Origin of the sequence: Geobacillus kaustophilus, from assembly GCF_000948285.1 — a bacterium.
GTDB classification, from domain to species: domain Bacteria; phylum Bacillota; class Bacilli; order Bacillales; family Anoxybacillaceae; genus Geobacillus; species Geobacillus thermoleovorans_A.
In genome coordinates, this window is the sequence record NZ_JYBP01000003.1 from 1,671,135 (window position 1) to 1,687,953 (window position 16,819).

The window sequence follows — 16,819 nt, forward strand, 5'->3', positions numbered from 1 at the left end:
CAACATGGTGTCATTTACTATCATATAGAAAATCGATCGGCTTGTACAACGTTATTTTCCGGGCCGCCCCTCTTTCGATCGTTTAATGGAAGCGCCGCCGCTGGCTTTCCTTTAATTTTTTCGGCGTCACGTCGTTGCCGGTTGGGTCGATGACCGTCACTGTATGCAGCATATCGGTCATCGTCTTGCGGAACGCCTGAATGTATTCGCGGCGAAGCTTCGCTTGTTCCAGCGTCTCCTCGGCCGACAAGCCGCCGGTTTTCGCTTTTTTTGCCAGTTCATTGATGCGGGCTAATTTATGTTTGGCAAGCATTGATCATCTCTCCTATCTGCCATATTCTCACTCTGTTTTATCTTATCTGATCAACCAGGAAAATGGCAACGATCGCATCTTGGCTTCCTTTTGCCCGCTCACCGCTTTAGGGCCAGGCGCCGCACACAATCAACACCGCCTTTGTTGCTCGTCCATATATTCCTGGTAACGGCGATGGACGGTCGCCTTGGACGCCTCGTAGCCAAAGCTTCTCAGCGTCGCGGCAATATCAGCAAACGTCAGTCCGCGCTCGTGCAAGCGGACGATCTCCTCAACCGGCAGATCGATTCGGTCGCGCCCGGCGTTTTCGCCCCGGCGCCTTAAGTTCCGCTCCGGTCGGTAGCCGCGGGCGATGGCTCGCTGCATGCCGCGCTTAATTTTGGCATTATGTATTTTTCTTTGGTACTCCTCGACAATAGCGATGATGGATAACACCATCTCATCGGCCTCCGACAGCGGCATCTCCCCGCGATGGCTGGCGCTGTATATTTTCACCCCTTGCTTTTTCAAGCAATGCAGCACCGCCATGCGCGCATGGCCGCGCCCAAGCCGCGTTTCATCTTGAATGAGCAGCACATCGACCTTACCTTCCTCGCAAAGCGAAAGCAGCTCCAACACACCGTCGCGGTCGGCTTCATAACCGCTCGCCTGCTCGGCGATCACTTTGACGATTTTCAATCCACACTCGGCCGCCAGCCGCTCGAGCTCATCTCGCTGCCTCGCGAGCGACGTTTCCTGTTCAGCTTTGTCTGTGCTGACGCGGCAGTAAATGACCGCCCTCATGATCCATCCCTTCTTTCCGGTCACTGATTGACGGCCACCGAGCCGCCCTGCTTTGATTTTAACACAGGAATGACGATCCGTTCACCGGCGGCAAGGCGCGGGCTCAGCAAATGGTTGACATCCATGACCCAGCGGATGAACTCATCAGGCGGCATATTGTGCTCCTGCTCGTACTGTTTCGCCAGCCCCCAAAGCGTGTCGCCAGGAGCGACCGTGATTGCCACGTATTCTTTTTTGTCAATTGGACTGCCGGCATAGACGAACCCCGCCAGCATGAGCGCAAACAAAAATGAAAACAGAAAGTAATGCAGCAACGTTTTCCCCATTTCTCCCACCCTTTTCCAGAATATTTGTTCGCTTGCTTTCATTATAGCCAAGAACATTTGTTTGTGTCAATAAAAAATTCGAACTTATGTTTGTTTTTTCATCTTCCGCATGGTATAATGAAGGCAAACGATGTGGCGAGAGGTGTTAAAGAATGACGAAACTATCGAAACGGCAACAGCAAATTTTAGAGTTTATTAAACAGGAAGTAAAAACAAAAGGCTATCCTCCATCGGTGCGGGAAATTGGGGAAGCGGTTGGACTGGCGTCAAGTTCGACGGTCCACGGGCATCTTGCGCGTCTAGAAAGCAAAGGGTACATCCGCCGCGACCCGACGAAGCCGCGCGCCATTGAAATTTTGGACAACGACATGGCCAAGGAGAGAGAAAAAGAGGAGATCATCTCGGTGCCGATCATCGGCAAGGTGACGGCCGGCCAGCCCATTACAGCGGTGGAAAACATCGAAGGCTACTTTCCGCTGCCGAAGCGGCTCGCCGCCGGTGAAGAGCAGCTGTTTATGCTTGAGGTGATGGGCGACAGCATGATCGAAGCCGGCATTTTAGACGGCGACTACGTCATCGTCCGCCAGCAGTCATCGGCCAACAACGGCGATATCGTCGTCGCCATGACGGAAGACAACGAGGCGACAGTGAAACGGTTTTTCAAGGAAAAAGATCATATCCGCCTGCAGCCGGAAAACGCCCATCTTGAGCCGATCATCGTCCGGGACTGCACGATTCTCGGCAAAGTGATCGGCGTCTATCGCCTGTTCGACTGACTCGTGCCGGCCTGCGCCCATAAAAAAGCTGCCCTGAAAAAAACGGGGCAGCTTTTTTATGAATCAGTAGAGTTCCATATATTGGTCCAATTCCCATTGATGAACCGTTGTCCGGTACATATCCCACTCAATTTCTTTCGCCTCGACGAAATGCTCGAATAAATGTTTGCCGAGCGCATGAACCATCACTTCATCCGACTTCAAGTTTTCCAACGCTTCATGCAGCGTTGCCGGCAAATCGACGATGCCTTCTTCGAGCCGTTCTTCTTTCGTCATGACGTAAATGTTTCGATCCACTGGCGCCGGAGGAGTGAGCTTGTTGCGAATGCCGTCAAGCCCAGCGGCTAAAAGCACCGCCATGGCCAAGTATGGGTTGGCCGACGGGTCAACGCTTCGCACCTCAATGCGCGTGCTCATGCCGCGCGAAGCGGGAATGCGGATGAGCGGGCTGCGGTTGCGCGCCGACCAAGCGACATAGCACGGCGCTTCATAGCCCGGAACAAGCCGTTTGTACGAGTTGACGGTCGGGTTCGTCACCGCCGTAAAGTTCGGCGCATGCTTCAGCACGCCGGCGATAAACTGCCGCGCCGTATCGCTCAACTGCAAGTCGCCGTTCGGATCGAAAAAGGCGTTTTCACCGTTGCGGAACAGCGACAGGTTGCAATGCATTCCCGAACCGTTGATCCCAAAAATCGGCTTCGGCATAAAGGTCGCATGCAATCCGTGTTTGCGGGCGATCGTTTTGACGACGAGCTTAAACGTTTGAATGTCATCGCACGCTTTAATCGCATGGGCGTATTTAAAATCGATCTCATGCTGGCCCGGAGCGACTTCATGATGGGACGCTTCGATTTCAAACCCCATTTCCTCAAGCTCGAGCACAATGTCGCGCCGGCAGTTTTCCCCAAGATCGGTCGGCGCCAAATCGAAATAACCGCCGCGATCGTTCAGCTCCATCGTCGGGTGTCCTTTTTCGTCAAGCTTGAAGAGGAAGAATTCCGGCTCAGCTCCTAAGTTAAAGGCGTTGAAGCCGAGCGCCTCCATCTCTTTCAGCATCCGCTTCAAGTTGTAGCGCGGACAGCCTTCAAACGGCGTGCCGTCCGGATTGTAAATGTCGCAGATAAAGCGGGCGACTTTTCCTTTTTCTGAAGTCCACGGGAAAATGACGAACGTATCCAAGTCCGGATACAAATACATATCCGACTCTTCGATGCGGACAAATCCTTCGATCGACGACCCGTCAAACATAATTTTGTTGTTAAGCGCTTTCTCAAGCTGGCTGATCGGAATTTCGACGTTTTTGATCGTGCCCAAAATATCGGTGAATTGCAGGCGGATGTACTTGACATTTTCCTCTTTGACGATGTGTAGAATGTCGTCACGCGTATATTTTGCCATGTCCAAACTCCTCCCCGGCTCGGAAATCATTTTCCGTCATTAATGAAAGAAGCGAGCGAGATCTCCCTGGCGAAGCGATGCGCGCTGGAACCGGCCGGCCTGCAGCAATTCATTCCGCAAAATTTCGCGCAGTTCTTCGTCCGACAGCTTCGGTTTTCCTGCTTTTTCGACTTTCTCCGCCTGCCCGTGGCGCCCTTCCTCCCGCGCGGCAAAAATTTGCTTAATGCCCGCCAAGTTGACTCCTTGGTCGATCAAATCTTTAATCTCGAGCAAGCGGTCAATGTCATTGAGCGAAAACAGCCGCCGGTTGCCTTCCGTACGCGCCGGCGTGACGAGGCCATGTTCTTCATAATAGCGGATTTGCCGGGCCGATAAGTCGGTCAGCTGCATCACAATCCCAATCGGAAACAATGGCATGGAACGACGAATTTGGCTGCTCATGCCAATTCCTCCTCGCTTTTGATACCTTTATTTTACCATAATGTTAGGAAATGAGTCAATGAAACGTGACGTTTCCTCACAAACAAATCAACCGCTGTTCAAGCAAACGCTCAATGGCGGAACAGACGGCGATTTTCACATGCGAATACGTCAATCCGCCTTGCACATACGCGACATATGGGGGGCGCAACGGCCCGTCGGCCGTCAACTCCATGCTTGCCCCTTGGACGAACGTGCCGGCGGCCATGATCACTTTGTCTTCATAGCCGGGCATGTCGCTCGGATACGGAGTGAAATGAGCGTTGACTGGGGAGGAAGCCTGAATCGCTTGGCAAAACGCCACCATTTGTTCCGGATCGTCAAAACGGACGGACTGAACCAAATCCGTGCGCTTCGCCTTCCATGATGGCGAGGTTGTTAGTCCGATCCGCTCGAGCATCGCCGCCGTAAAAACCGCCCCCTTGAGCGCCTGGCCCACGGTGTGCGGCGCAAGGAAAAAGCCTTGATACATATCCGGCAAGCTGTAAAGCGACGGACCGACTTCCGCTCCAATGCCCGGCGAGGTCATCCGATAGGCGCACGCCTCCACATATTCCCGCTTGCCGACAATGTAGCCGCCCGTTTTCGCCAATCCCCCTCCCGGGTTTTTAATGAGCGAGCCGGCCATCAAATCGGCGCCGACATGGCATGGCTCTTTCTCTTCGACGAATTCGCCATAGCAATTGTCGACAAACACGACGACATCCGGTTTGATCGACTTGACGAATGCAATCATGTCGCCAATCTCTTCGACAGTAAACGACGGCCGGTCCGCATAGCCGCGCGAGCGCTGAATGCCGATCATTTTCGTCCGCTCGTGGATCGCTTCGCGAACAGTTGGAAAGTCGACTGATCCGTCTTCTGTAAGCGGCACGCTCCGGTAGCTGATTTGAAATTCTTTCAACGAACCGATGCCGCGGCCGCGGACGCCGACGATTTCCTCAAGCGTATCGTACGGAGCGCCCGTGATGTAAAGCAATTCATCGCCCGGGCGCAACACGCCAAACAGCGCGATCGCAATCGCGTGCGTGCCGGAAATGATTTGTGGCCGTACAAGGCCTGCTTCGGCGCCGAAGACGTCGGCGTAAATGCGGTCGAGCGTATCGCGGCCGGTATCGTCATAGCCATAGCCGGTCGACGGGATGAAGTGGGCGTCGCTCACTTGATGGCGGCGGAAACTCTCAAGCACGCGGTATTGGTTGACATCGACCAGTTCATCGATGCGGTGGTGAATCGGCGCGATTTGTGCTTCGATTTCCTCGATGAGAAGAGCGATCGTTTCTCCGTGTTTCCATTGCGTCCAAAACATAGATGAACCCTTTCTATCGTTGGAATGGTTGCAGCTCCCCGTACAGCGGGTGCGTCGGCAGCACGTACCCTTGGCAGTCGTACGTGCCCCCTTGCTCATTATAATGCCATTCGTGCAAAATCGTGTCCGTTTTTAACCGGGCAAGCAATTTTCCTTCGCCGCTTGGGATCGACACGTCGTAACGGGCCATTTGCTGTTTCACCGCCGCTTCAAGAAAATAGCGGAGCCGATCGATGTCGACGGCGGAAAGCGCGCTCATCACGATGGAAGCAGTCGTTGTCGGAATGAATTCCGGCGTTTTTTGATCGCTTTTATTGTACACCGTGACCATTGGAATGGAAGAAGCCCCTAGTTCAGCGAGCAGCCGCGACACCGTCCGCTCGTGCGCGGCGTAGTCCGGATGCGACGAATCGACGACATGGAGCAACAAATCGGCCTCTTTCACTTCCTCAAGCGTCGAGCGGAACGCGGCGACGAGCGTCGTCGGCAAGTCTTGGATGAACCCAACCGTATCGGTGACAAGCACCGTGTAGCCGCATGGCAAGACGCATTTGCGCGTCAATGGGTCAAGCGTTGCAAACAGCAAATTTTCCTCGAACGAATCCGCGGCGGTCAGCCGGTTGAAGATCGTTGATTTGCCGGCGTTCGTGTAACCGACGAGCGCAACTTGAAACGCTTGGTTTTTTTGCCGGCGCTCGCGGTACCGCCCGCGATGCTCGGCGATGCGCCGCAGCTCAGCTTTAATGTCGTCAATGCGTCGGCGAATATGGCGGCGGTCGGTCTCCAGCTTCGTTTCCCCCGGACCGCGCGTCCCAATGCCGCCGCCCAAGCGGGATAACGCCTCTCCTTGGCCGCTAAGGCGCGGCAGCATATACTCCAGCTGGGCGAGCTCGACTTGCAGCTTTCCTTCTTTTGAACGGGCACGCCTTGCAAAAATGTCTAAAATGAGCTGCGTCCGGTCAATCACTTTCACCTCGCCAAGCATTCTCGTCAAATTGCGCGCTTGGCTTGGAGAGAGCTCGCTGTTGAAAATGACGACGTCCGGTTCCAGCTGCTTGACCAACGCGGCGAGCTCTTCCGTTTTCCCTTTGCCGATATAGGTCGCCGGGTGCGGCGCCTCGCGCTTTTGCACGAGTTCGGCCGCGACTTCGCCGTTTGCCGTGGCAACGAGCGAAGCGAGCTCTTCCATCGAATAGCGAAACCGTTCATCGTCGACGCCGGCGAGCTGGCAGCCGACAATAATCGCTTGTTCGCGGCTCATGGCATCCCTTCCTTTCCTTTTTGGCGAACATGTTATCTATGTCCATGATACCAAATTTCACCGACAGTCTGCTAGTTCGTTCCAAAAAAACGATTGATTTTCCGCTGCTTTTGCCTCTACAATGATACAAGAACACCGCACGGAAAGGAACAGCAAGAATGACCTGGGAAGTATTGAGCATTATCGGCACGGTCGCGTTTGCCATCAGCGGGGCGATCGTGGCGATGGAAGAGGAGTACGATTTGCTTGGGGTGTACATTTTAGGGATCGTCACCGCCTTTGGCGGCGGGGCGGTGCGCAATTTGCTGATCGGGTTGCCTGTGTCGGCGTTATGGGAACAAGGGCCGCTCTTTCTTGTCGCTTTGGCGGCGATGACGGTTGTGTATTTGTTTCCGAAGCAAATGCTGCCGCCGTGGAAGCGGTGGGGCAACTTTTTTGACGCCCTCGGGCTGTCGGCGTTTGCCATCCAAGGAGCGCTGTATGCCGTCAAAATGGGGCATCCGTTAAGTGCGGTCATCGTCGCCGCTGTGTTGACCGGAAGCGGCGGCGGCATCATCCGCGACGTGCTCGCCGGACGGAAGCCGCTTGTGCTGCATGCGGAAATTTACGCCGTCTGGGCCATTCTCGCCGGCCTCGCCATCGGGCTGAAATGGGCCGAGTCGCCCGTTGAGCTGTATGTGCTGTTTATCGCCGTGGCCGCTTTGCGCATTTTGTCATACGCGTACGGCTGGAAGCTGCCGCGCCGAGCGGTTGGGGAGAAAGCGAAAGGGCAGACATAAGCAGCGGCGGACAATGAGAAAACCGTCAGAGACAACCGCTCGTCATCAATCGGCATGACATTGTCAGTATAGTATGAAGATACAACACTCCAAGGGCGACGGGAACGCTCCAATGGCTCGCAGCAAGCCCCGACCCTTCGGTGAGCATCATCGGCGTCATGCCGATAAACGCAGTGAAAATAGCGTACGTGGTGATCGAAAACACGGACAGGCGGGCCGACGCCATTTTGACAAGCACCGACAACAGAGCCCAGGTGACCGCCGCGCCGACTAAAGCCATATTTCCGGCAAGCGTCGATTCCCCGCCGCCTCCAAGTCCGACGATGACGATCACCCCGGATGTCGCCAACAACAACGCAACAAGCTTCCTCCATGTGAGCGCTTCGCCGAGCAGCCAGCGGGCAAACAGCACGACAAACGTCGGCGTCGAGGCGGTAATGAGCGAAGCGGTATGGGCATTTGACCATTTCGTGCCGACAAACTGCAACGAAATGGAGACGACGTAGCCGATCGCTCCGATGGCAATGACTAAACCCCAATCGCGCCTGTTTTTCGGCGGGTGCACCCGTTTCACAACAGCAATTACGCCAAGCACGATTAAGGCGACGGCGTAGCGCAGCCAGACGAGCGTAAATGGCGGGATGAATTCAAGGACGTATTTGCTGACGACATACATCCCGCCCCAAATGCTAGCGGCAAGCGATAAATACAAGGAAGCGAGAACGGGTTGTTTCATGGCATGGATCCCCTTCGGCTTTTTGTCTATTTAGAGGCCGCAACTTTTTTCGCAAAAGCCACCCTGGCAAAGCGACACAAAAACCTTTGCCAGCCGCATTACACTTCGCTTTCTTCCGGAGGAAACACCGGGGCGAGCGAAACGGTTAAATCCGGCTGCCAAAAGGAAACGAGTTCATCGCTCGGTCCGAAGACAGCTCGCTGTTGAAATCGCCCGTCTTGCCGGCTGAACACTTCGACTGTCCAGTTGCTCGGATCCACAATCCAATATTCACGCACCCCATGTTTTTCGTATAAATGGTACTTCTGGTTTCGATCGCGTAAGGCGGTGCTTGGCGACAGAACCTCAACAATCAGATCGGGAGCTCCTTTCAGTCGACGGCTGCGGATTTGCTCAGTCCGGCAGACGACCGATAAATCCGGCTGAACGACTGTTTTCGCCGTCCGTTCCGGCTCTTCGGGATCAAGCTGAATGTCAAACGGGGAAAGGATGACATGGCAGCCGCGCGCTTGGAAATACGAAGCTAAAGCCAAGTGCAGCTGTCCAACAACATATTGGTGCGCAAACGAAGGAGAAGCCAGTAAGTATGGAACACCATCAATCAGTTCCCAATTTCCTTCCCAATTTTCAATATCACTATACGTGTAAAACGGTTTCTCCTTTTGCACAGCGCTCCCCCTTTCACTTTGTTTTCTTTCATCTTATCACACGGCTTCGACTCTGTCCTATATTTTTGATTTTCCCATCACGAAAGAAAAAAACAGCGGCCCGGCGGCTTGCTGGCCGCCACCGCTGTCCAATGCTTCGTCAAGATGCTTTTTTTCACGCCTTGCTCTTACTCCCGCTCGATGATCGCGGCCGTCGCCATCCCGTGGCCGATGCAAATCGTCAATAGCCCATAGCGGCCGCCGCGCCGTTCAAGTTCATGGACGAGCGACGTCATGAGCTTCGCACCGGTCGCGCCGAGCGGATGGCCGAGCGCAATGGCGCCGCCGTTGACGTTCACCTTCGAAAGCGGGGCGCCGATTTCCTTTTGCCAGGCAAGTACGACCGGGGCGAACGCTTCGTTGATTTCAATGAGGTCGATGTCATCGATCGCGAGGCCCGCTTTTTTCAGCACTTGCCGCGTCGCCGGGATGACGCCATCAAGCATGTACGTCGGGTCGGAGCCGACGACCGTCTGCGCGACGATGCGCGCTTTCGGCTTCAGCCCGAACCGCCTCGCCGCCTCCCGTTCCATTAAAAGCACAGCGGCCGCCCCGTCGCTCATTTGACTCGCATTGCCGGCGGTGATGACGCCGTCTTCTTGAAACACCGGCTTGAGCGAAGCGAGCGCTTCCGGAGATGTATCCGCCCGCGGCCCTTCGTCAAGGGCGACGAGCATCTCGCGGCCGTCGCGGTCAAGCCCTTTCACCGGGACGATTTCGGCGCGAAACTTCCCTTCGCGCTGAGCAGCCAAAGCGCGTCGATGGCTTTCGTACGCGTAGGCGTCAAGCTCTTCGCGCGTCAAGCCGTATTTTTTGGCGATCCGCTCAGCCGAGACGCCTTGGTGGATGAATTCGTATTTTTCATGAAGCGACGGCGGAATCGTCCGCTCGTTGCCATCGCTTAAAATCGGCACTTTCGTCATGCTTTCGACCCCGGCCGCGATCGTGACATCCATATCGCCGGAGCGGATTTCCTGGGCGGCGAAATGGATCGCCTGCTGCCCGGAGCCGCACATTCGATTGATTTGCACGGCGGGCACTTCGACTGGAAACCCGGCCTCAAGCGCCGCCAGCCGGCCGATGTTGTATCCTTGTTCGGCGATCGGCGTCACGCAGCCCATGACGATGTCTTCGACCACCCGCTTGTCGATGCCGGCCCGGCGCACGACTTCATCGAGCACCACCGCGGCCAAATGGACCGGATGAACGTCCCGGAAGACGCCGTTCCGCTTGCCGACCGGCGTCCTGACCGCTTCGACAATGACTGCCTCACGCACCATTTTCTCCCCCTTGTTGTTTTTGTCATCGCCATGCCTTGACGGTGCAAACCGCACCTTTTATCCAATGGCGCCCGCCGACCGATAAGCCGCGGGCGCTGCCAAATTGGCATGTTTCTGCTCTTATTGCTCTGCCTGTGAGATGCGCCTGTTCATTTTGTATACGTATAAAACCCTTTCCCCGTCTTCCGCCCTAAATGCCCGGCTTCGACGAGCTTGCGCAAAAGCTGCGGCGCCCGGAATCGGTCGCCGTACGCTTCCGTCATGTTTTCGCTCACAAACAGGAGCGTATCAAGCCCGACCATGTCGGCCAGCTCAAAGGGCCCCATCGGATAATTGAGGCCAAGCCGCACCGCTTTGTCGATATCCTCAGCGGAAGCAACCCCTTCTTCGTACATGCGGATGCACTCGATCATATGGGCGGCAAGCGCCCGCGTTGTCACAAACCCTTGCCGGTCTTTCACGACGACCGTTTCTTTGCCAAGCTCCACAGACAGCCGGCGGATGGCGTCGACTGTGTCGTCGGAAGTCGTCTCACCTTTCACAATTTCGATCAACTTCATCACTGGCGCCGGATTGAACCAATGCATGCCGATGACGTTCTCCGGCCGGTTGGTCGCGGCGGCAAGCGCCGTAACGCTCAACTCCGATGTGTTGGTCGCCAAAATGGCGTTCGGCTTCGCCAGTTGATCAAGCCGCTGAAACACGTCTTTTTTCAGCGCCAAGTTTTCCGGCACTGCTTCGATGACGACATCCGCCCCGCGCACCGCTTCGGCCAAATCGACGGTCGAGCGGATGCGCCCAAGTGCTGCCGCTGCCTCCGGCTCGGACAGCTCGCCGGCTTTGACAAAGCGGCGCAAGCTTTTTTCCGCCGAAGCGAGCCCGTTTTGCAAGGCCGCTTCAGACACATCATACAAATGCACCGTTTTTCCCGCCATCGCCGCCGTTTGCGCGATGCCGCTTCCCATCACCCCGGCGCCGATGACGGCAATCGTTTCTGCCACGGTGTTCGCCTCCTTTACTCCGTCGCCGCATCGGCATAACGCGCCGCCATCTCATCGCGCAGTTTCCGCTTCAAAAATTTGCCGACGCTCGTTTTTGGAATTTCATCGAGAAACACAATGTCATCCGGCAGCCACCATTTCGTAAATTGCGGGCGCAAAAAGTCGTACAGCTCTTCCTTCGTCACGCTTTTTCCTTCTTTCAGCACGACGCAGGCAATCGGCCGCTCCTGCCATTTCGGGTGCGGCACGGCGACAACCGCCGCTTCAAACACCGCCTCGTGCGCCATGAGCGCGTTTTCCAAGTCGACGGACGAAATCCATTCGCCGCCGCTTTTAATGACGTCTTTTGTCCGATCGACGATTTTGACGAATCCTTCTTCGTCGACGGTGACGACATCGCCGGTATGCAGCCAGCCATCGCGAAATGCTTCGTTCGTTCTCTCATCGTTGTAATACTCAGAGGCAATCCACGGTCCGCGCAGGCAAAGCTCGCCCATTTCCTGCCCGTCCCAACGAACCGGCCCGTTTCGGCCGATCACTTTCATCTCAAGCCCTGGCGCGAGCAGCCCTTGCTTGGCGCGAATGTCCAGTTTCTCCTCGTACGACAGCCCGTCTTGATAGCTTTTCGGGCGCGACACGAGCACAAGCGGGCTCGTTTCCGTCATGCCGTACGCGTGAATGAACGGAATGCCGTACTTTTCTTCGAACGCCCGGATGACCCCTTTCGGAGCTGCCGATCCGCCGCAAATGACGCGCGTTAAGCTGCTTACATCGTAGTTTCCTTTCTCGAGTTCTTGCAAGAGTCCAAGCCAAATCGTCGGCACGCCGGCGGTGATCGTCACCCGTTCGGCGTCAATCAGCTCGGCAAGCACTTTCGGGGTAAACGCTGGCCCCGGCATGACAATCGTCGAACCGAACCAAGCGGCGGCAAACGGCAGCCCCCACGCGTTGACGTGAAACATCGGCACAACCGGCATGACGACATCGCGCTCGGACAATCCTTGCGTGTCAGCCAGCCCTAGCGCCATTGCGTGCAGAACCGTGCTCCGGTGCGTGTAGACGACTCCTTTCGGATTTCCGGTTGTCGCCGACGTATAGCACATACCAGCCGGTTGGTATTCATCGAGGTCTTTGAAGAACGGAAACGCCGGATCGCCCTCAGCAAGCAGTTTCTCGTAATGGTACACCGGCGACAACGTCGTTTCCGGCAGCTCGTCGGCATCGGTCATGACGATGAAGGCGCGCACGTTCGGGATTTCGTCCTTGACCGCTTCAATTGCCGGCAGCAAATCATCATCGATCAGCAGCACGCGGTCATCGGCATGGTTGATGATGTACGCGATATGCTGCGGCGAGAGGCGGATGTTGATCGTATGGAGCACCGCCCCGATGCCCGGAATGGCAAAATACGCTTCCAAATGGCGGTGATGGTTCCAGGCGAACGTGCCGACGCGGTCGCCGACTTCCACCCCGAGCCGCTTCAACACGCTTGACAGCCTGCGCGTCCGCTCGCCGATCTCCTTGTATGTATGGCGGACGACGCCTCCTTTCATGCGCGAAACGACTTGCTTTTTCGGGAAAAACAGCTCCGCCCGCTCAAGCATCATGGAAATGTTTAACGGTGTTTTCATCATGATTCATTCCCCTCCCCTAACAAATAAGCATGTTCATTAATGTCCGGAGCCGCCACACCGCCCCATTGGCCGTCCGGCCCATGTGCGGCCGTCCATGCTCCGTTTGGCTGCAGCCGGACGAGATGGCGGAGCCGGCTGTCAGCAAACAGCGCCTTCGCCTCACCCGTCTCCAGCACCGGAGCAAGGCAGGCGTCAATCGCTTCGGCGAACGCGCTCCATTCGGAAATCGTCTTTTCGCGGAACAAAGCGACGAGCCCATCATATACGGCTTCCCCCGGCCGGGCCGGCGCCCATTGCGCCTCCGTCCATTCCGGATGGCCGACCGCTTCGCAAAACCGCCGCCAAAAGTGAGGCTCAAGCGCCGCTAAACTCATATAGCGTCCGTCTTTTGTCTCATACAGCTGATAGCACACCACCTCCCCGGAAAGCTCGACAAGGCCGTTGTCCAGCCCGCAGCTGTGCTCAATGGCAAAATGGCCGGCCATCATCGCGACCAATCCGTCCACAAGCGAGACGTCAAGATAAGCCCCCTTGCCGGTCCGCTCGCGGGCAAACAGCGCCACCAACACGCGCTCGGCCGCCGCCATGCCGCCGATAAAATCGGCAAGCGTGATCTTCGGATGAACCGGTCGGCCGCGTTTATCGGCGAGCTGCGCAAGCAAACCGGAGAGCGCCATGTAGTTCAGATCATGGCTGCCAAGCAATGAGCGGCTGCTCTGTTGACCGAAGCCGCTGATCGAGCAGTAAATGATCCCTTCGTTGTCGCGGCAGATGTCGTCATAGCCAAGCCCAAGCCGCGCCATCACCCCCGGGCGGAAGCTTTCAATCACCACATCGGCACGGGCGGCGAGCCGCCGGGCTTGCTCGCGCCCCGCCTCCGTCTTTAAATCAAGGGCGACGCTTTGTTTGCCGGCGTTGTAAGCGGCAAACATCCGGCCCCCGGCGAACGGGCGCAGCCGGTCGCCGGACGGGGGCTCGATTTTGATGACTTCGGCTCCGAGCTGGGCGAGGCGCCAGCTCGCAAACGGACCTGGCAAGTAATGGGAAAAATCAACGACAACAATGCCATGGAGCATATCTTTCCCTCTTTCTACAAATCTAGCTGCCGGGCGATGATCGTTTTCATCATCTCGTTCGTCCCGGCATAAATGGCGCTTACAGGGATATCGCGGTAGCGCCGGGCGATCTCGTATTCTTCCATATAGCCGTAGCCGCCGTGCAGCTGCATCGCCTCGGCGGCGACGCGTTTCGCCATCTCGGTAATCCACCATTTCGCCATCGACACTTCGGTGACGATCTGTTTTCCCGCCATATGCTCTTCAATGACGCGGTCGACAAACGTGCGCCCGAGGGCGATCTCCGTCGCCATTTCCGCAAGGCGGAACTGGACGGTTTGAAACTCGCTCACTCGTTTGCCGAACGCCGACCGCTGTTTAACGTACTGCTTCGTGAGCGAAAACATGACCTCTGCCGCCGTTTGGGCGGCGATGGCGACAACGAGCCGCTCCTGCTGGAGCTTTTCCATCAAATAGTAAAAACCTTTTCCTTCCTCGCCGAGCAAATTATATGCCGGCACTTTCGCGTCTTGAAAAAACAGCTCGGCTGTATCTTGGGCGTGCAGCCCGACTTTCTCCAGCTTCCGGCCGCGCGTAAACCCCGGCGTATCCCGCTCCACGACGAGCAGGCTGATGCCGCGGTGCGGCGGCTTCGCCTGCGGATCGGTTTTGCAGGCGACAATGATCAAGTCGGCATGGATGCCGTTCGTGATAAACGTTTTTTGCCCGTTGACGATGTAGTAGTCACCGTCTTTGATTGCCGTTGTCGAAATGTTGGCCAAATCCGAACCCGCCCCCGGCTCGGTCATGGCGATCGCCGTAATGAGCTCGCCAGCGACGCATTTTGGGAGCCAGCGCGCTTTTTGCTCTTCCGTGCCGTACGACGCGATATACGGCGTGACGATGTCGTTGTGCAAACCGATGCCGACTAGGCTCGATCCGACTTTTTCCAGTTCTTCATTGATGACGACGGAGTAAGCGAAATCGGCGTTTAGCCCCCCATACTTCTCATCGACCCACGGGCAAAGAAAGCCGTTTTCACCCATCTTCGCCCAAAACGAACGCGGAATGATGCCGCGCTTCTCCCAATCGTTATAATGCGGGTACGCTTCTTTTTCCAAAAATTTGCGGAACGCCGCGCGGAACATATGGTGCTCCTCACGCAAATAGCGGGCTGCCACCGTTCATCCCTCTCTTCTGTTCGGTCACGTTTTCTCCGTTCCCCCCGCCGCCTGTTTTTTCAGCTGTTCGCGCAGCAAAAACTTTTGGATTTTCCCGCTCGCGTTGCGGGGCAGGGCATCGATGAAATAGTAGGCGCGCGGACGTTTGTACGGAGCGAGGCGGTCGCTCGTTTTGCAATACTGCTCGAGCTCATCGGCGGTCAAGAGGTCATCTTTTTTGACGACGAAGGCGACGACTTTTTCGCCCCACAACTCATCCGGCTCGCCGAGTACAGCGACATCAAGCACTTTTGGATGCTCGTACAATACGTCCTCGACTTCGCGCGGATAGACGTTTTCCCCGCCGCTGATCACCATGTCATCAACCCGGTCGGCGACATACAAATAGCCCTCTTCATCAAGGTAGCCGAGGTCGCCGGAATGGTACCAACCTTTGTACAACGCTTTTTCCGTCGCTTCCTCGCGCTTGTAGTAACCCATCATCATGCACGGCCCACGCATCACAATTTCGCCGACTTCGTACGGCGGCAGCACATCGTCCGGGTCGGACGGCCCGTCTTCACGCGCGCGGACGACGCGGATCTCATGGTTCAGGCAGGCGCGTCCGGCGGAACCGGGTTTCGCAAGCTGCTCGTCTTCGAGCAAAAACGTCACCGCCGGCCCCATTTCCGTCATGCCGTACGCTTGAATCAGCTCGATGCCGAGCTGCTCTTGGCATTGTCTGACAAGCGCCGGAGCCATCGGAGCAGCTCCGTATAAGCCGAGGCGAAGCGAAGATAAATCGTAACCGCTTACATTCTCCTGCAAGATCATGTTCCACATCGTCGGGGCTCCGAACATGATCGTAATCCGCTCCCGTTCGATCGTTTCAAGCACGAGCTTGGCGTCGAAATGGTGCAAAATGACGCTCGACGCTCCGGCATGCACGCGCGGCAGCAAGCAGCAATGCAGCTCGGCGCAATGGAACAGCGGCGCCGCCGCCAGCCCGCGGTCTGTCTCGCGGATGCGCATCACGCCATGGCAAATGACACTTTGCTCAATCATGTCGCGGTGGCGGTGCATGACCCCTTTCGGCCGCCCGGTCGTGCCGCTTGTATACATAATGGCATAAAGGTCGCTCTCTTCCACATGAATGCGCAGCGCTTCCTCTGAGGTCCGCGCAGCCTGCTCGTGAGCGTTTTTGGCAAACGGCGGCGGATCGCGGTCGATCGACCAAAATGACACGTGCGGAAAACGGCTGTGAATCGCGGCAAGTTCTGGTTCCACCGCCCGTTCAAACAGCACGATTTTCGGCTCGGCGTCTGTCAAAATATAGGCGATTTCTTCTGCTTTCAGCCGGAAGTTGATCGGATTGAACACCGCCCCAATTTTGGCGCAGGCAAACAAGGCAGTCGCGAGCTCAAGCGTATTATACAGCACCGTCGAGATGCGATCTCCCTTGCGTACGCCCGCTTCCAAAAACGCGTTCGCCCACCGGTTCACTTCCCTCTCCCATTCAGCATACGTATAGCGGCGTCCGGTCGCCGCGTCGACGACCGCCTCCCGGTTTGGAAACTTTCGCACTGTCTGGGAAAACATCTCCCCAATCGTCATGTACAAGCGCCTTCCCCCCTTTTCTCCGAATGGACGCAGGGCGTGCAGATCCACTAGACAGATAATTCAGATAAATAGGTGTATGATGCCCCCCGCTGTTTATGTATTCGCTCTTTTTGATCGCATTCCTCTTTTTTTGCGGCACAAATAAAGAAAGGAAGACCTCTTTCTTTCGACAAGAAAAAGAAAGAGGCGCCTCCTTTGTTT

Annotated in this window: 16 protein-coding genes and 1 pseudogene; 2 read left to right on the forward strand and 15 right to left on the reverse strand. The window is 56.3% G+C overall.

Translation table 11 applies throughout. The features are described from left to right. Positions 1 to 82: 82 nt before the first annotated feature. The 3 genes from LG52_RS08730 to yneA form a co-directional block, all read right to left on the reverse strand. The gene (locus LG52_RS08730) at positions 83 to 313 is read right to left on the reverse strand and encodes a DUF896 domain-containing protein (protein ID WP_044731638.1); all 231 of its coding nucleotides are present in this window, start codon (positions 311 to 313) and stop codon (positions 83 to 85) included. A gap of 129 nt (positions 314 to 442) precedes the next feature. Further along, positions 443 to 1,096 (reverse strand): YneB family resolvase-like protein, encoded by a 654-nt coding sequence (locus LG52_RS08735; protein ID WP_044731639.1) that lies wholly within the window; start codon positions 1,094 to 1,096, stop codon positions 443 to 445. 20 nt (positions 1,097 to 1,116) lie between these two features. Next, positions 1,117 to 1,422: a cell division suppressor protein YneA gene (gene yneA, locus LG52_RS08740; RefSeq protein WP_044731640.1), complete on the reverse strand. Its 306-nt coding sequence runs from the start codon at positions 1,420 to 1,422 to the stop codon at positions 1,117 to 1,119. A gap of 152 nt (positions 1,423 to 1,574) precedes the next feature. On the opposite strand from yneA, the gene lexA reads away from it, so the two are divergent. Beyond that, complete coding sequence (gene lexA, locus LG52_RS08745) at positions 1,575 to 2,198, forward strand: transcriptional repressor LexA (RefSeq protein ID WP_011230827.1); 624 nt, start codon at positions 1,575 to 1,577, stop codon at positions 2,196 to 2,198. A gap of 63 nt (positions 2,199 to 2,261) precedes the next feature. Here lexA and glnA read toward each other — a convergent pair whose 3' ends face one another. The 4 genes from glnA to hflX form a co-directional block, all read right to left on the reverse strand. Continuing rightward, the gene (gene glnA, locus LG52_RS08750) at positions 2,262 to 3,596 is read right to left on the reverse strand and encodes a type I glutamate--ammonia ligase (protein WP_044731641.1); all 1,335 of its coding nucleotides are present in this window, start codon (positions 3,594 to 3,596) and stop codon (positions 2,262 to 2,264) included. Positions 3,597 to 3,635: 39 nt separating this feature from the next. Continuing rightward, positions 3,636 to 4,037 (reverse strand): MerR family transcriptional regulator, encoded by a 402-nt coding sequence (locus LG52_RS08755; protein WP_044731642.1) that lies wholly within the window; start codon positions 4,035 to 4,037, stop codon positions 3,636 to 3,638. Between the two features lie 76 nt (positions 4,038 to 4,113). Next, entirely contained in the window at positions 4,114 to 5,385 is a 1,272-nt protein-coding gene (locus tag LG52_RS08760) for an aminotransferase class I/II-fold pyridoxal phosphate-dependent enzyme (RefSeq protein WP_044731643.1), read from the reverse strand. Positions 5,386 to 5,398: 13 nt separating this feature from the next. Next, a complete protein-coding gene (hflX, locus tag LG52_RS08765) occupies positions 5,399 to 6,646 on the reverse strand; it encodes a GTPase HflX (RefSeq protein WP_044731644.1) in 1,248 nt (415 codons plus the stop codon). Positions 6,647 to 6,804: 158 nt separating this feature from the next. Here hflX and LG52_RS08770 point away from each other — a divergent pair, with 158 nt between their 5' ends. Next, complete coding sequence (locus LG52_RS08770) at positions 6,805 to 7,425, forward strand: trimeric intracellular cation channel family protein (protein WP_044731645.1); 621 nt, start codon at positions 6,805 to 6,807, stop codon at positions 7,423 to 7,425. Positions 7,426 to 7,486: 61 nt separating this feature from the next. Here LG52_RS08770 and LG52_RS08775 read toward each other — a convergent pair. From LG52_RS08775 to LG52_RS08810, 8 genes and pseudogenes are all read right to left on the reverse strand, one after another. Further along, positions 7,487 to 8,161, reverse strand: a pseudogene (locus tag LG52_RS08775) (DMT family transporter); the annotation flags it as partial. Between the two features lie 98 nt (positions 8,162 to 8,259). Continuing rightward, positions 8,260 to 8,829, reverse strand: a complete 570-nt coding sequence (locus LG52_RS08780; protein ID WP_044731646.1) for a Uma2 family endonuclease — start codon at positions 8,827 to 8,829, stop codon at positions 8,260 to 8,262. A gap of 167 nt (positions 8,830 to 8,996) precedes the next feature. Further along, complete coding sequence (locus LG52_RS08785) at positions 8,997 to 10,148, reverse strand: thiolase family protein (RefSeq protein ID WP_197071984.1); 1,152 nt, start codon at positions 10,146 to 10,148, stop codon at positions 8,997 to 8,999. Between the two features lie 149 nt (positions 10,149 to 10,297). Continuing rightward, on the reverse strand, positions 10,298 to 11,149 hold the full coding sequence (locus LG52_RS08790; RefSeq protein WP_044731647.1) for a 3-hydroxyacyl-CoA dehydrogenase family protein: 852 nt from the start codon (positions 11,147 to 11,149) through the stop codon (positions 10,298 to 10,300). Between the two features lie 14 nt (positions 11,150 to 11,163). Continuing rightward, complete coding sequence (locus tag LG52_RS08795) at positions 11,164 to 12,783, reverse strand: long-chain fatty acid--CoA ligase (protein ID WP_044731648.1); 1,620 nt, start codon at positions 12,781 to 12,783, stop codon at positions 11,164 to 11,166. Continuing rightward, entirely contained in the window at positions 12,780 to 13,859 is a 1,080-nt protein-coding gene (locus LG52_RS08800; RefSeq protein ID WP_044731649.1) for a CaiB/BaiF CoA transferase family protein, read from the reverse strand. The genes LG52_RS08795 and LG52_RS08800 overlap by 4 nt, the downstream gene beginning before the upstream one ends. 14 nt (positions 13,860 to 13,873) lie before the next feature. Further along, positions 13,874 to 15,019, reverse strand: a complete 1,146-nt coding sequence (locus LG52_RS08805; RefSeq protein WP_044731650.1) for an acyl-CoA dehydrogenase family protein — start codon at positions 15,017 to 15,019, stop codon at positions 13,874 to 13,876. A gap of 24 nt (positions 15,020 to 15,043) precedes the next feature. Next, on the reverse strand, positions 15,044 to 16,618 hold the full coding sequence (locus LG52_RS08810) for a fatty acid--CoA ligase (RefSeq protein ID WP_044731651.1): 1,575 nt from the start codon (positions 16,616 to 16,618) through the stop codon (positions 15,044 to 15,046). Positions 16,619 to 16,819 lie beyond the last annotated feature (201 nt).